Source organism: Polaribacter sp. 2405UD43-2 (genome assembly GCF_058147125.1).
This window is the reverse complement of the sequence record NZ_JBYVJX010000059.1, coordinates 1-251: the sequence shown is the minus strand read 5'-3', so window position 1 is coordinate 251 and position 251 is coordinate 1. Positions and strand designations below refer to the sequence as shown.

The 251-nt window shown below is 30.7% G+C and carries 1 pseudogene; it reads right to left on the bottom strand.

Annotation, left to right across the window (positions count from 1 at the left end):
* Positions 1-251: pseudogene (locus tag ACY2RX_RS14755) on the bottom strand (NAD-dependent epimerase); the annotation flags it as partial.

Genomic DNA, 251 nt, shown 5'->3' with positions numbered 1-251 from the left:
GTAAGATTTACAATAATAGCGGTTCCATGAATATTAACTTTTCGCATTTCTATATAATCTTTCGGATTAAAAGAAGCCAAAGCCGCACAATGATATACTTTTTGAACATCAACAAAAGCAGGAATCATAGAAGAAACATCTGTAATATCGGCTTTAAACCATTCTATTTTTGAGCAAAGAGCATCATCATCATTATAAAATGAAAAGACTTCTTTTGTTTTTTTAATCTTTTCTGCAGACCGATAAATCCC